Origin of the sequence: Mycolicibacterium thermoresistibile, from assembly GCF_900187065.1 — a bacterium.
In the GTDB taxonomy this organism is placed as follows: Bacteria; Actinomycetota; Actinomycetes; order Mycobacteriales; family Mycobacteriaceae; genus Mycobacterium; species Mycobacterium thermoresistibile.
This window is the reverse complement of the sequence record NZ_LT906483.1, coordinates 4432320-4446179: the sequence shown is the minus strand read 5'-3', so window position 1 is coordinate 4446179 and position 13860 is coordinate 4432320. Positions and strand designations below refer to the sequence as shown.

The 13860-nt window shown below is 69.2% G+C and carries 16 protein-coding genes, 1 tRNA gene and 1 pseudogene; 15 read left to right on the top strand and 3 right to left on the bottom strand.

Annotation, left to right across the window (positions count from 1 at the left end; translation table 11 throughout):
- Nucleotides 1-238 precede the first annotated feature (238 nt).
- Entirely contained in the window at nt 239-2575 is a 2337-nt protein-coding gene (locus tag CKW28_RS21095) for a DNA 3'-5' helicase SftH (RefSeq protein ID WP_040546641.1), read from the bottom strand.
- A gap of 275 nt (nt 2576-2850) precedes the next feature.
- On the opposite strand from CKW28_RS21095, the gene CKW28_RS21090 reads away from it, so the two are divergent.
- The 3 genes from CKW28_RS21090 to topA all read left to right on the top strand — a co-directional run bounded on the left by CKW28_RS21090 (nt 2851) and on the right by topA (nt 7020).
- Nucleotides 2851-3054, top strand: a complete 204-nt coding sequence (locus tag CKW28_RS21090; RefSeq protein ID WP_003925183.1) for a cold-shock protein — start codon at nt 2851-2853, stop codon at nt 3052-3054.
- A gap of 387 nt (nt 3055-3441) precedes the next feature.
- The gene (locus CKW28_RS21085) at nt 3442-4038 is read left to right on the top strand and encodes a hypothetical protein (protein ID WP_003925182.1); all 597 of its coding nucleotides are present in this window, start codon (nt 3442-3444) and stop codon (nt 4036-4038) included.
- A 126-nt stretch (nt 4039-4164) separates the two neighbouring features.
- Nucleotides 4165-7020, top strand: coding sequence for a type I DNA topoisomerase (topA, locus tag CKW28_RS21080; protein WP_003925181.1), 2856 nt, complete (start codon nt 4165-4167; stop codon nt 7018-7020).
- Here the strand turns inward: topA and CKW28_RS21075 are convergent.
- A complete protein-coding gene (locus CKW28_RS21075) occupies nt 7017-8588 on the bottom strand; it encodes an adenylate/guanylate cyclase domain-containing protein (RefSeq protein WP_085975119.1) in 1572 nt (523 codons plus the stop codon). The two genes, topA and CKW28_RS21075, sit on opposite strands and share 4 nt — an antisense overlap.
- 169 nt (nt 8589-8757) lie before the next feature.
- On the opposite strand from CKW28_RS21075, the gene CKW28_RS21070 reads away from it, so the two are divergent.
- Nucleotides 8758-9966: a DNA polymerase III subunit delta' gene (locus tag CKW28_RS21070; protein ID WP_061252231.1), complete on the top strand. Its 1209-nt coding sequence runs from the start codon at nt 8758-8760 to the stop codon at nt 9964-9966.
- A 91-nt stretch (nt 9967-10057) separates the two neighbouring features.
- Nucleotides 10058-10133: transfer RNA gene (locus tag CKW28_RS21065), tRNA-Thr, on the top strand.
- 76 nt (nt 10134-10209) lie between these two features.
- Here the strand turns inward: CKW28_RS21065 and CKW28_RS24260 are convergent.
- Nucleotides 10210-10404, bottom strand: a pseudogene (locus CKW28_RS24260) (helix-turn-helix domain-containing protein); the annotation flags it as partial.
- A 138-nt stretch (nt 10405-10542) separates the two neighbouring features.
- Between CKW28_RS24260 and CKW28_RS21055 the strand changes: the two are divergent.
- From CKW28_RS21055 to CKW28_RS21015, 10 genes are all read left to right on the top strand, one after another.
- A complete protein-coding gene (locus tag CKW28_RS21055; RefSeq protein ID WP_081475475.1) occupies nt 10543-10779 on the top strand; it encodes a helix-turn-helix domain-containing protein in 237 nt (78 codons plus the stop codon).
- Nucleotides 10776-11597, top strand: a complete 822-nt coding sequence (locus tag CKW28_RS21050) for a phage antirepressor (protein WP_003925176.1) — start codon at nt 10776-10778, stop codon at nt 11595-11597. Before CKW28_RS21055 ends, CKW28_RS21050 begins: the two co-directional genes overlap by 4 nt.
- Nucleotides 11594-12154, top strand: a complete 561-nt coding sequence (locus tag CKW28_RS21045) for a hypothetical protein (protein ID WP_003925175.1) — start codon at nt 11594-11596, stop codon at nt 12152-12154. The genes CKW28_RS21050 and CKW28_RS21045 overlap by 4 nt, the downstream gene beginning before the upstream one ends.
- Before the next feature lie 177 nt (nt 12155-12331).
- Complete coding sequence (locus tag CKW28_RS23970) at nt 12332-12529, top strand: hypothetical protein (RefSeq protein WP_131588034.1); 198 nt, start codon at nt 12332-12334, stop codon at nt 12527-12529.
- A complete protein-coding gene (locus CKW28_RS21035) occupies nt 12526-12729 on the top strand; it encodes a hypothetical protein (RefSeq protein ID WP_003925173.1) in 204 nt (67 codons plus the stop codon). The genes CKW28_RS23970 and CKW28_RS21035 overlap by 4 nt, the downstream gene beginning before the upstream one ends.
- The gene (locus tag CKW28_RS23745; protein WP_040546639.1) at nt 12726-13025 is read left to right on the top strand and encodes a hypothetical protein; all 300 of its coding nucleotides are present in this window, start codon (nt 12726-12728) and stop codon (nt 13023-13025) included. The genes CKW28_RS21035 and CKW28_RS23745 overlap by 4 nt, the downstream gene beginning before the upstream one ends.
- Complete coding sequence (locus CKW28_RS21030; protein ID WP_003925172.1) at nt 13022-13297, top strand: hypothetical protein; 276 nt, start codon at nt 13022-13024, stop codon at nt 13295-13297. The genes CKW28_RS23745 and CKW28_RS21030 overlap by 4 nt, the downstream gene beginning before the upstream one ends.
- Nucleotides 13297-13500, top strand: coding sequence for a hypothetical protein (locus CKW28_RS21025; RefSeq protein WP_003925171.1), 204 nt, complete (start codon nt 13297-13299; stop codon nt 13498-13500). The genes CKW28_RS21030 and CKW28_RS21025 overlap by 1 nt, the downstream gene beginning before the upstream one ends.
- Complete coding sequence (locus CKW28_RS21020; RefSeq protein ID WP_003925170.1) at nt 13497-13709, top strand: hypothetical protein; 213 nt, start codon at nt 13497-13499, stop codon at nt 13707-13709. Before CKW28_RS21025 ends, CKW28_RS21020 begins: the two co-directional genes overlap by 4 nt.
- Nucleotides 13706-13855, top strand: a complete 150-nt coding sequence (locus CKW28_RS21015; RefSeq protein WP_003925169.1) for a 50S ribosomal protein L32 — start codon at nt 13706-13708, stop codon at nt 13853-13855. Before CKW28_RS21020 ends, CKW28_RS21015 begins: the two co-directional genes overlap by 4 nt.
- Nucleotides 13856-13860: the final 5 nt, after the last annotated feature.

Here is a 13860-nt window from a genome sequence, read left to right as displayed (position 1 = left end):
ACCGGCGGGCCGGCCGGAATCCGCTGTGACAAACCTCGCGATTCCAGTTGCGCGGACGGCGACGAGTGGGTAATTTCATCGCACCCTGAAAAGGGGACTGAACTGGAACGACGGCACCGATCCGGCCGGGCGGCCGATCGTCGGTGCCACCGCATTCCAGTCAGTGCGCTCACTGTCGCGGTGGGGCCACATGGTCCGCAGGGGACGACCGTCGAGGGGTCGGTCGACTTCGGCCGGATCATGTATTTCCCTTTTCCAATTCGTCCAGTACCAATCTCAGCACCCGCACCGCTCCGGCCTTGTCCAGCGGGTCATTACCGTTGCCGCACTTCGGTGATTGCACGCACGACGGGCAGCCGGCGGGGCATTCGCACGACTCGATCGCGTCGGCGGTGGCTCCCCACCAGGTCTCGAACTGGTCGAACCCGCGGTCGGCGAAACCGGCTCCGCCCGGATAGCCGTCGTAGACGAAGATCGTGGGCAGCCCCGAATCCGGGCCCACCGCCGTCGACACCCCGCCGATGTCGCCGCGGTCGCAGCTCGCCACCAACGGCAGTAGACCGATCGCGGCGTGTTCGGCAGCGTGTAGCGACCCCGGTATCCGGACCGGGTCGATATCGTTGTCGGCCAGCGCTTCCGGGGTGATCGTGCACATCACCGCCATGGTGTCCAGGGTGCGTGACGGCATGTCGAGTTCGACGAAATCGATCACCTCACCAGACATTTCCCGACGCAAGTATCCGGTCACGGTGTTGGTCACCGACACCGGCACCAGCCCGATCGTCACCGGCCCGAACGTCTTCCGTTCGCCCACACCGGTGACGGAGATGTCGGTGATCTCCCGCGCCGAGGTGGTGTATCCGGGATCCTCGGCGTGCACGAACGCCACGCCCTCCTCGAAGTTCAGCGAGTCGACCAGATAGCTCTCACCCTGATGCAGATACACCGCGCCGGGATGCACCGATGCCGGCGCCTGGCCCACCCCGGCGCTGCCCAGCAACCGGCCGGTGCCGGTCTCCACGATCGCGATCTGCCCGCCCGCCGCGGCGCGGATGTCCACCGCCGGATGCGGATCCACCCCGGGGCTGGGGAAGTAGCCGCTGGCCCGGCGGCGCAGCAGCCCGTCATCGACCAGGGACTCGGCCACCTCCTCGGCGTCCCACCGCCGGACCTCCTCGATCGTCAACGGCAGTTCGGCGGCCGCACACAGCAATTGCGGACCCAGCACGTGCGGGTTGGTGGGGTCGATGACCACCCGCTCGATCGGCCGGTCCAGCAGCGCCGAGGGGTGGTGCACCAGGTAGGTGTCGAGCGGGTCGTCGCGGGCGATCAACACGATCAGCGCGCTCTGCCCGCGCCGCCCGGACCGGCCGGCCTGCTGCCAGAACGACGTCACGGTGCCCGGGAAGCCGGCCAGCACCACCGCGTCCAGCCCGGCGATGTCGATCCCCAACTCGAGCGCGTTGGTGGTCGCCAGCGCCCGGAGCTCGCCGTTGGCCAGCGCCTGCTCCAGCGCGCGGCGGTCCTCGGCCAGATAGCCCGCCCGGTACGACGCCACCCGCTGGGCCAACTCCGGCGCGATCTCCTCGAGCCGGCTCCTGGCGCCCAGCGCGGTCAACTCCGCGCCGCGCCGGGACCGCACGAACGTCAGGGTGCGGGCGCCCTCGGCGACCAGATCCGCCATCACCCGGGCCGCCTCGGCGCCCGCGGGCCGCCGCACCGGGGCGCCGTTCTCGCCCACCAGGTCCGGCAGCAGCGGCGGCTCCCACAGCGCGATCGTGCGTGCTCCGTGCGGGGAGGCGTCGTCGGTCACCTCCGTCACCGATTGGCCGATCAGCTCCGAGGCGGTGTCCGCCGGCGCGGCGGTGGTGGCGCTGGCGAAGAACACCGTCGGCGACCCGCCGGCCGAGTAGCGCTGACACAACCGCAGCAGCCGGCGCAGCACCATCGCCACGTTGGAGCCGAAAATGCCCCGGTAGTAGTGGCATTCGTCGACGACGACGTAGCGCAGATGACGCAGGAACACCGCCCACCGGCCGTGGTTGCGCAGCATCGCCAGATGCACCATGTCCGGGTTGGAGAAGATCCAGCGGGAGCGTTCCCGGGCGAACCGGCGCACCTCGGTGGGGCTGTCACCGTCGTAGGCGGTGGGCGCGACGGTGGCCAGCCGCTCCACCGCGCCGGTCAGCTCCTGCGCGGCGCGCAGCTGATCGTGCCCGAGCGCCTTGGTCGGCGACAGGTACAACACCCGGGCCCGCGGATCGGCCGCCAGCGCCGACAGGATCGGCAACTGGTAGGCCAGCGACTTGCCGGAGGCGGTGCCGGTGCTCAGCACCACGTGCCGGCCGCTGTGGGCCAGGTCGGCGGCGACGGCCTGGTGTTCCCACGGCTCGGTGATGCCGCGGTCGCCGAACACCCTCACCACGTCCGGATCGGCCCACGACGGCCACGGCCGGGTCCGTCCCCGCCGGGGTGGTACGTCTGCGATATGCCGAACCGGGCGTTCGTCGGGCGCCGTGCCCGCCACCGCGCATGCGAGCAGTTCGCGGCCGAAATTCGGCCCCGTCTCCTCCACTGACAACCTCCTGTCCCGCCCGGCGCCGGTCTCGAGTTTTGCCCATGATCGGGTTTCGACTGTCGCACCGGCCCAGAACGTGGTTGACTAAGGGTGGTCGCAGCTTCTGTGTTCGTGTTCTACACCCGCAGGATCGACGTTGCGATCGCGGTTCCTGCGAGGTTCTGGTCGGGTCGAGTTCCGACGGCTCACAAGGTATGGCGGTCGGAACGGGCCCGGTGTACCGAAAGCCTCGGTGGACCGCACCCGGAGAAAGAAAAGGAAAGATCAAGGAAATGCCACAGGGAACTGTGAAGTGGTTCAACGCGGAGAAGGGCTTCGGCTTTATCGCGCCTGAAGACGGTTCCGCGGACGTTTTTGTCCACTACACGGAAATTCAGGGCTCCGGCTTCCGCACTCTCGAAGAGAATCAGCGGGTGGAGTTCGAGGTCGGCCAAAGCCCCAAGGGGCCGCAGGCCACGGGTGTTCGGTCCATCTGAACAATCTGAACAATCTGAACAATCGAACCTGACAGACCCCCGCGGGCTCCAGTAGGAACCGCGGGGGTTTCCTCTTCGCCGGATGGGGTGGGCGGCCGGGCTGACCGTGTGTCCACCGCGCCGAGGGTGCGTTCGGCGCGCTGACCGTGTGCGTGGTGTCGAGTTTCGGCCGTTTCAGCGCTGCACACGCACAACCGGCGCAGCGTGTGCACACTGACCGCCCTGACGGCGCACTGACCGCCCTGACGGCGCACTGACCGCCCTGACGGCGCACTGACCGCCCTGACGGCACGCTCGGCGCCCTGACGGCACGTTCGGCCACCCGACACCGCCGCCCGCGGCGCGGATGACCGCGGTGCGGCCCCACGCTGCCCTACTGTCTGGTGTGTGAGCCAGCAGCTGTCGTTCTTCTCGGCAGAGTCGGTGCCGCCGGACGTCGCCGACCTGGCGGGCCTGCTGGCCGCCCCCGGCCAGGTGTTGATGGCCGGCGGCGGCGATGCGCCCGGCGCCCGGCTCTCGGTGGTGGTCGACGCCCGGTGGCGGGCCGAGGGCATCGCCGTGATGATCACCGAGGCTGGGTTGGAGCCGGAGATCACCCGCACCGAGGAGAACACCCCGCTGGTGCGCACCGCGTTCGACGCCCGGCTGGTCGACATGGCCGCCCAGTGGACCCGCGGCGCCGTCAAGACCGTCCCGGCCCAATGGCTGCCCGGGCCGCGTGCGCTGCGCGCCTGGGTACTGGCCGCCGGCAGCCCCGAAGCGGACGACCGCTATCTGCTCGGATTGGACCCGCACGCCCCCGACACGCACGCCCCGCTGGCGTCGGCGCTCATGCGCATCGGAATCGCCCCGACCCTCATCGGCACCCGCGGGCCCCGGCCGGCGCTGCGCATCAGTGGTCGACGCCGCCTATCGCGGCTGGTAGAGAGTGTGGGGGAACCACCCGACCACATCGAGGCGTTTTCCTCGTGGCCGCGGATCTAAGCTCGCGGGACGCGGGGGCCGGTTTGCGTCGGCTGGGCGGGGGTGCGAAATTGTCAGTTGCCGACGGGCCGGATCGGGACATCCGCGCAGGCCGTGGGCAACTATGGAAGTGGAGCGTAGGCACAGTTGGCTGAACAGGACCGCGGTAGCGGTAGGAACGGAAGCGTCCGGCGTCTCGTCATCGTCGAGTCACCGACCAAGGCCCGCAAGATTGCTGGTTACCTGGGCTCCGACTACATCGTGGAATCGTCGCGTGGACACATTCGCGACCTGCCGCGCAATGCCGCCGACGTGCCCGCCAAGTACAAGTCCGAGCCGTGGGCCCGCCTCGGGGTCGACGTCGACAACGACTTTCAGCCGCTCTACATCATCAGTCCGGACAAGAAGAGCACCGTCACCGAGCTGAAGAACAAGCTCAAAGAGGCCGACGAGCTCTATCTGGCCACCGACGGTGACCGCGAGGGTGAGGCCATCGCCTGGCATCTGCTGGAAACCCTCAAACCCAAGGTGCCGGTCAAGCGGATGGTCTTCCACGAGATCACCGAATCGGCCATCCGCAACGCCGCCGAGAACCCGCGGGACCTCGACACCGCGCTGGTCGACGCCCAGGAGACCCGCCGCATCCTGGACCGGCTGTACGGCTACGAGGTCAGCCCGGTGCTGTGGAAGAAGGTCGCGCCGAAGTTGTCGGCGGGCCGGGTCCAGTCGGTGGCGACCCGCATCATCGTGCAGCGCGAACGCGAGCGGATGGCGTTCCGCAGCGCCTCCTACTGGGACGTCACCGCGCAGCTGGACGCCTCGGTCTCCGACCCGCAGGCCAGCCCGCCGGTGTTCGCGGCCAAGCTGAGCACCGTCGACGGCCGGCGGGTGGCCACCGGCCGCGACTTCGACTCGCGCGGCGTGGTCAAGAAGCCCGACGAGGTGCTCGTCCTGGACGAGTCCGACGCCAACGCGCTGGTCGCCGGGCTGCGCAATGTGCAGCTGACGGTGACCTCCGTCGAGCAGAAGCCCTACACCCGGCGGCCCTATGCGCCGTTCATGACCTCGACGCTGCAGCAGGAAGCCGGCCGCAAGCTACGGTTCTCCGCCGAACGCACGATGAGCATCGCGCAGCGGCTCTACGAGAACGGCTACATCACCTACATGCGGACCGACTCGATCACGCTGTCGCAGTCGGCCATCAACGCCGCCCGCAACCAGGCCCGCCAGCTCTACGGCGAGGAGTACGTCCACCCCACGCCGCGGCAGTACTCCCGCAAGGTCAAGAACGCCCAGGAGGCGCACGAGGCGATCCGGCCGGCCGGCGACGTGTTCGCCACGCCGGGCCAGCTGGCGAATGAGCTCGCTCCCGACGAGTTCCGGCTCTACGAGTTGATTTGGCAGCGGACCGTGGCCTCGCAGATGGCCGATGCGCGCGGGACCACGCTGAGCCTGCGCATCTCGGGCACCACCGCCGACGGCCGGCAGGTGGTGTTCACCGCCAGCGGCCGCACCATCACCTTCCCGGGCTTCCTGAAGGCCTATGTGGAGAGCATCGACGAGCTGGCCGGCGGGGAGTCCGACGACGCCGAGCGGCGGCTGCCGAACCTCACCGAGGGGCAGCGGGTCGACGCGGTGGATCTGACCGCCGACGGGCATCAGACCAATCCGCCGCCGCGGTACACCGAGGCGTCGCTGGTCAAGGCGCTCGAGGAGCTCGGCATCGGCCGGCCGTCGACGTACGCGTCGATCATCAAGACCATCCAGGACCGCGGCTACGTGCACAAACGGGGCAGCGCGCTGGTGCCGTCGTGGGTGGCGTTCGCGGTCACCGGACTGCTCGAACAGCACTTCAGCCGGTTGGTCGACTACGACTTCACCGCGGCGATGGAGGACGAACTCGACGAGATCGCTGCCGGCAACGAGCAGCGGACCAACTGGCTGCACAACTTCTACTTCGGCGGCGAGCACGGTGTGGAGGGCTCGATCGCCCGCGCCGGCGGGCTGAAGAAGCTGGTGGGCGTCAACCTCGAGGAGATCGACGCCCGCGAGGTCAACTCGATCAAGCTCTTCGACGACGATCAGGGCCGCCCGATCTACGTCCGGGTGGGCAAGAACGGGCCGTACCTGGAGCGGATGGTCATCGGAGAGGATGGTGAGCCCACCCCGCAGCGGGCCAACCTCAAAGAGGCGCTGACCCCCGACGAGCTCACCCTGGATCTGGCCGAGAAGCTGTTCGCCACCCCGCAGGAGGGGCGGTCGCTGGGCATCGACCCGGAGACCGGCCACGAGATCGTCGTCAAGGACGGCCGCTACGGACCGTACGTCACCGAGATCCTGCCCGAACCCGACGACGGCGGGGATGACGGCTCGGCGGGCAGCCCGGCCAAGAAGGGCAGGAAGCCGACCGGCCCGAAACCGCGCACCGCCTCGCTGCTGCGGTCGATGGACATCGAGACGGTGACGCTCGACGACGCGCTGAAGCTGCTGTCGCTGCCCCGGGTGGTCGGCGTCGACCCGAACACCGGCGAGGAGATCACCGCGCAGAACGGCCGGTACGGTCCATACCTCAAGCGCGGCAGCGATTCCCGGTCGCTGGCCAGCGAGGAGCAGCTCTTCACCATCACGCTGGACGAGGCGTTGAAGATCTACGCCGAACCCAAGCGCCGGGGCCGGCAGGCCGCCGCGGCGCCGCCGCTACGCGAACTGGGTGAGGATCCGGCCACCGGCAAACCGATCGTGGTCAAGGACGGCCGCTTCGGCCCGTACGTCACCGACGGGGAGACCAACGCCAGCCTGCGCAAGGGTGACGACGTGGAGACGCTGACCGTGGAGCGGGCCTCCGAGCTGTTGGCCGACCGGCGGGCCCGCGGCCCAGTGAAGCGGGCCAAGAAGACCGCCGCGAAGAAGACCGCCGCCAAGAAGACCGCGGCCAAGAAGACCGCGGCCAAGAAGACCGCGGCCAAGAAGACCGCCGCCAAGAAAGCGGCGAAGAAGAGTTAACTCTCCGGCGCGGTCGTCTCGGCGTCGGCGCGGCTCACGCTGCCCGTTGTCCGGGTGCCCGGGGCGTCGCTGTTGTTGCTGGGGCCGGGCCCGTTCGAGAACGCCAGCTTGACCGGGCGGGCCAGCTGGGTCGGCACCGTACGGCCCCGAAGTTCGACGGTCTCGCCGACATCCCAGCACAGCGCCTCGGCGTCGAGCGCCCCGCTGACCGCCATCGCCGACGCCAGCACGTGGCCCTCCTCGAGTTTGGCCAGCTCGGTCAGCCGCGCCGCCTCGTTCACCGGGTCGCCGATCACGGTGTATTCGAAGCGGGCCTGCGCGCCGATGTGCCCGGCGATCGCCCGGCCGGCCGACACGCCGATGCCGAACTCGGTCTCGCCGAGCACCGCGATCAGCTCGTCGTGCAGCTCGCGGGCGGCGGCCAGCGCCGCACCGCAGGCGTCGGGATGTTCGATCGGCGCGCCGAAGATGGCCAGGGCGGCGTCACCCTGGAACTTGTTGACGAACCCGCCGTGCCGGTTGACGGTGTCGACGACCACCCGGAAGAACTCGTTGAGCAGGTTGACCACGTCGGCGGGCGGGGTGGTGGCGGCCAGCCGCGTCGACCCGACCAGGTCGACGAACAGCACGGCGACGTCGCGTTCCTGCCCGCCCAGCTCGGTGCCGCGCTCCAGCGCGCGACGTGCCACGTCCTCACCCACATAGCGGCCGAACAGGTCCCGCAGCCGCTGCCGTTCGGCCAGATCGCGCACCATGTCATTGAACCCGGCCTGCAGCAGGCCCAGCTCGCTGGCGTCGTAGATCTGCATGTGCGCGTTGAAGTTGCCGCGCTGCACCTCGCCCAACGCCCAGCGCAGCTGGCGCAGCGGATCGGCGATCGACATCGCGACCAGGACGGTGCCGGACAACCCGATCACCAGCGTGGCGATGGCCAGCACCAGCAGCGGTGTGGTGAGCTGTTCGGCCGGTGCGGTGAGGATGCCGACCTTGCTGGCCACCAACGCGAGCACGATGGCCAGCACCGGCACCCCGGTGGACAGCACCCAGGTCAGCACCTGCCGCAGCACCACACCGGGGGCGCGGAAGTTCTCCGGCACACCGCCGCGCAGCGCGGCGACGGCCACCGGCCGCAGCACCCGCTCGGCCTGCAGATAGCCGATGATGGCGGTCGCGGTCGCGCCCAGTCCGGTGGCGACCGCGATCACCGGCGCTGAATGGCCGGCAACCGGCCAGCTGGCCACGATGAACACGATGGTGCCGAGGAACCAGTTGGTGCCGCTGATCAGGGTGCGGTAGAAGGGCATCCGTAGCGCGCGGGCGCGCGCCAGTTCGGTCGCGGCCGGGTCAGGGTCGGCCAGCAGCGTGTCGCGGCGCTGCCAGCGGATCACCGGCAGCAGCAGCCGCAGCGTGACGTAGGCGCCGACGGTGAAGGACACCACCAGGTAGCCCAGGAAGAGCGCCAGGTTGAAGGCCGGCAGGTCCTGCAGTTCCAGCCGGTCCCCCGGGGGCAGGCCGAACCGCAGGAAGCCGAGCACGAACAGGGCGCCGATGATGTCGGCCTGCACCATGCCCAGCGCGAACACCGGCCACGGGGTACGCGCCACCCAACGGACGAATGCGGTGATCCGTCCGGTAGAAGTCGCGTTCGTGGTCACTCGTTTACCGTATCCGGCCGCGACGACCGATAGCGGGCCTGTGATCAGTCCGACGTCACAGCCGGGCGTTAGTGTGGCGGTGATGAGTGGGGTGTTCTCACGTTTGGTCGGTCAGGACGCTGTGGAAGCCGAGTTGGTGGCCGCTGCGCAGGCCGCCCGCGGGGATTCTGATCACAGCCCGGGGTCGCGCAGGGCGATGACCCATGCCTGGCTGATCACCGGCCCGCCCGGTTCGGGCCGGTCGATCGCGGCGCTGTGTTTCGCTGCGGCGTTGCAGTGCACCTCCGACGGGGTGCCGGGGTGCGGCGAGTGCCGGGCCTGCACGACGACGATGGCCGGGACGCACGCCGACGTGCGGCGCATCATTCCGGAGGGACTGTCGATCGGTGTCGACGAGATGCGCGCCATCGTGCAGATCGCGTCCCGGCGGCCGAGCACCGGACGCTGGCAGATCGTGCTGATCGAGGATGCCGACCGGTTGACCGAGGGCGCGGCGAACGCCCTGCTGAAGGTGGTGGAGGAACCGCCACCGTCGACGGTGTTCCTGCTGTGCGCGCCGTCGGTGGATCCGGAGGACATCGCGATCACACTGCGGTCCCGCTGCCGGCATGTGGCGTTGGTCACCCCGCCGGTGGACGCGATCGCCCGAGTGCTGGTCGACAACGACGGCATCCCGGCCGAGCAGGCCCAGTGGGCGGCGTCGGTGAGCGGTGGCCATGTCGGGCGGGCCCGGCGGCTGGCCACCGACGAGGAGGCCCGGCAGCGCCGGTTGCGGGCGTTGGGGCTGGCGCGCGACGCCGCCACCCCGTCACGGGCGTACGCCGCGGCGGAGGAGCTGGTGGCGGCGGCCGAGGCCGAGGCCCGGGCGTTGACCGAGGACCGCAATGAAGCTGAAACCGAGGAGCTGCGCACCGCGCTGGGAGCCGGCGGCACCGGGAAGGGTGCGGCGTCGGCGACGCGCGGATCGGCCGGCGCGATCAAGGAGCTGGAGCGCCGGCAGAAATCGCGGCAGACCCGCGCCTCCCGCGATGCGCTGGACCGGGCGCTGATCGATCTGGCGATGTACTTCCGGGACGCGCTGCTGGTCGCCACCGGGGCCGACGGCATCCGCCGGGAGCATCCGGACATGGCCGACAAGGTCGCCGCGCTGGCCGCGCATGCCCCGCCGGAGAAGCTGTTGCGGTGCATCGAGGCGGTGCTGGAGTGCCGGGAAGCGCTCGCGGTGAACGTCAAGCCGAAGTTCGCCGTCGACGCGATGGTCGCCACGGTGGGGCAGGCGCTGCGAGGCTAACCTGGCTTGGGGATGCGGCAGGCGCTGCCGTAGACTCGTGCCGCCCGGTTCTAGAGGCTTGCCCCTCGCGCAGGCGCTCGTCGCCGGGCACGCCGCCTTAGCTCAGTCGGTAGAGCGATTCACTCGTAATGAATAGGTCGCCGGTTCGATTCCGGCAGGCGGCTCCACGCCACCCCCGTCGGGCCCACCCGGCGCCGGAACTTCACGGATGCCGGTCGTGACGTACACGAACGAGATTCCCGCGGCTCGGCAGACCTCATCGAGCTCGTTGACATCCCACGGCGTAAGTCCAGTCATGCGGCGGGATAGCTTTTGCTGAGTCGTTCCGATGCGGCGCGCAACCTCAGAGACAGAGATGCGTCGCCCGGCCAGTTCCTCGCGGAGCCGGCGCGCTACGGCCAATGAGCGGCTTTCGCCGCGGTCGCCGTCTACCACCATCAAAGTAGTCATGGCGCGTATTTTACGCGCTAAACGTGTGAATGCAACTCATCTTTGTGTGGATCACGTCGATTTTGAGTTGTCGACACGCCGGTAATCCTCTTGCAAGTCACAATGTGAACGTGTAGAACCGCATGCATGCCCTGTGACTCACAATCTCAGCGTGTAGCTGCGAATGTTCGCGCGGAGATGGCCCGCACCAAGCGTACGCAGTCAGCACTGGCTCACAGCATCGGAATGAAGCAACAAGCGTTATCGCGCCGACTGTCTGGCCGAACACCATTCACCGTCGACGAAATCGCAGAAATCGCCCGCTGCCTCGATGTACCAGTTGCCGCCCTGTTCGCAACTGAGCCTGTGGAGCAGAGCGCATGAGCGTGCAGGCCGCGACTGACGAGTTGGTGCCGTTCAACTACGGCGAAACGGCTGTCCGGGTCGTGATGATCGACGGCGGGCCGTGGTTCGTCCTCGCCGACCTCTGCAAGGTCCTTGATCTGACGAACCCGTCGATGGTTGCCGATCGAATCGAAGATGATGCCCTAAGCACTACTGAGGTCACCGACTCGCTCGGCCGCACCCAGCGCGCGCGCATCGTCTCAGAGCCCGGCATGTACGAGGTGATCTTCCTCAGCCGCAAGCCAGAAGCGCGCGCTTTCAAGCGCTGGATCACCGGCGAGGTGCTGCCTCAGATCCGCAAGACCGGCGGATACGGCGCCCCGGCCGCGCTACCCGACCGCAAGACCCTCGCGCAGTGGGTTGTCGACGCCGAGGAGCGCGCCGAGCGTGAGGCGGCCGCCCGGCTCGAAGCCGAGCAGCGCGCCCGTGAGCTTGCCGCGCCGGCGTCGGCGTGGACCCACATGGCCGACAGCGCCGGCGACTACTCAGTGGCTGACGCCGCCAAGGTGCTCTCCCGCGATCCCGCGATCCGGATCGGCCGCGACCGGCTGTTCCGGTTCATGGCCGCGGAGGGCTGGATTTTCCGGGACCGTGGCCGTGGCTGCTGGAAGGCGTATCAGACCCAGGTCGATTGCGGCCGCCTGGTGGAGAAGCTGGGCTCCCCGTATCTGCATGAGCCGTCGGGTGAGATGCGGTTGCCTGATCCGACGATCCGGATCACTGCGAAGGGCCTGGCTGAGCTGCATAAGCGGTTGGGCGGTTCGGGTCAGCTGCCGCTGGTGGGGGCGGTGTCGTGAGCGCCGTGGTGTCCGACGCCACCCGTCGCGACATGGCGGAGCTGGTGCGCCGCTACCTGGATCGGGCCGACACGGACGATCACCGCGACCAGCTGGTGAATCTCGCGAGCTTGCTGCGGCACGCGACCGCCCACAACGCCGCCCTGGCCGGCGCGGTCGAGCAACAGGTCGCCGAACTGTGTGATGCGCAGGCCGCCCTGGACATCCTCGTTCAGGAGAACGCCAGGCTCGCCCGCGTCCAGGGCAAGGCCCACGAACCGGTCTCCGAACAGGCATGGCTTGGTCACCGGCCGGACGAGCTTGCGATCCCGTCGCCCACTGCCGCTGCCCCCGGCGTGGTGGGTGATGACCGCCCCGGGGTGGGTGAGCCCCCCGCACCCGCCCCGGGGCGACCAACCTCTCGCTTGCTGGGAGATGCAGCCGCCCAGCTTGAGGTCTGGCTGTCGTTCGGCGGCCCATGGCTGTCGTTCGGCGGCCCATGCCGTGCCGACGAGCTGCGTGAGTTGATCCCGGAGCTTCGTGCCCGCGCCGAGCAGTTCGCCAACCAAGACGACTGAAAAGAGTGGCCCGCCGGTGCGAGCGGCGGGCCAACACCGGAAATCACCACCAGGAAAGGAAATCCAGTGTCAACCAAGAGTAACCCGCACCGGCCCCGGCACCGGTGGTCGCCCGGCCGCCCGAGCCCGGCCGATCTCGGCGCGACGTTCCCGCCGTCGCGGCACACTGTCCGCCGCGTGCTCGCGGCGGCCGCCGGAATCATCCTGGCCGGCACCGGTATCGGATGGGTTGTAGACGCCCACGCCGACACCGGCACCGAGTTTGACTGGGACAGCTACATCAGTGTGATCACTGGGGCCGCGGATTCTGGTGTCAGCACCGCAACGTCGTGGGTGGACCTGCTGCTGCCGCCGCAGATAGGCGGTGACCGATGAGCCTGTACGACTACCAGGTCTCCCAGCAGATCAGCGAAGGCGACCCGCCGTTCTACGCACTGATCATGGCCGCGATGCGCAAGGCCGACACCTTCAACATGGCCAAGCTGCAGCGCGCGTTTCCCGCGGTGTACGCCGAGGTTTCGGCCCGCTACAACGCACCTGGCGGGATGCTGCCCGGCGAAGGCGGTGACCAGTGAACAGGCTGCATTTCTGCCCGGCGTGTGGGCTGTTCGGCCGGAAGAAACGGCGCCGTGATGAACAGGCTCTCATCGCCTTTCACTCCCTGCTCGCTGCGCAGGCCCGCCGCGAGCGTGCCGTGAAGCTCACGCCGATCTGGTCGCCGGCCGATACCGCGGAACTGCTGGCGGCCGCCGCAGCACACGAAGCTGTACCGGCAGCAGCCGCCGCTGGCTGGGTGGACCACGGCACCCACCGTGAATGGTGCGGCGGACCCTGCCCCACCAGCAGCGAGCTGTGGGGAGGTGCCCGATGACCGCGCGCGACGTGATCGATTGGGCACCCGACCCGGATCTGGACCGCGTCGCTGAAATCGCGCTCGGCATCGCCGAGAAGATCCGCGAGGACGACCCGTGCCGCCTCTACGGGGAGCTGGCCTACCTCGCCTACCGGCACCCGGCGAAGCTTGCGCAGATCGCGATGTGCCTGGCCGCGTGGTTCAACCCCAACGAACCCGTCCGATGCCTGTGGGAGCGCGTGGAATCAATCGCCGCGGCGCACGCAGGCCGGATCGTGGGGGTGGCCTAATGGCTCGGCTGGACGAGCTCGCTATCGATGCCGCAGTGCAGGGGTTTCCGATGAAGCTCGCGCCGCCAGAGCAGGCGGTCGCCGCCCGCCGACTCCTCGACAAAGGCGTCACGGCCGCGATTGTCGCCTGGCTCATCGGCGCACCGAACGAGCGGTGGGTTTGGCGGCTGGTCGAGGGCCGATCCCAGGAGCGTGCGTCATGAGCCGCGTCCTGCTGTACGTCTCCTGGATCGCCGGTGGGGTTGCCTGGGCCGCACTGATTCTGTTGTGGCGCGACCTGTTCCTCGCCGCCGGGATCACCAGCGCGGTCGCCACGCTCGCGTGGGGCTACTGCACCGAGCCGGACCGCGACCCCGACGACTGGAGCGCCGACGAGTGGTGGGGCGAGGGCGAACTGGAGGACGCCCGGTGAGCGCCTACGGCTACGAACGCGACGAATGGCGCCGGGCCGTCGCGCACAGCACCGAAGCCGAACTGGCTGCCGCCTGCGGGCACACCTCACGCCAACACGGCGTGTGCACCGACTGCGGCCACCGACCTGATCGGGAGGACCTGTGACCGTC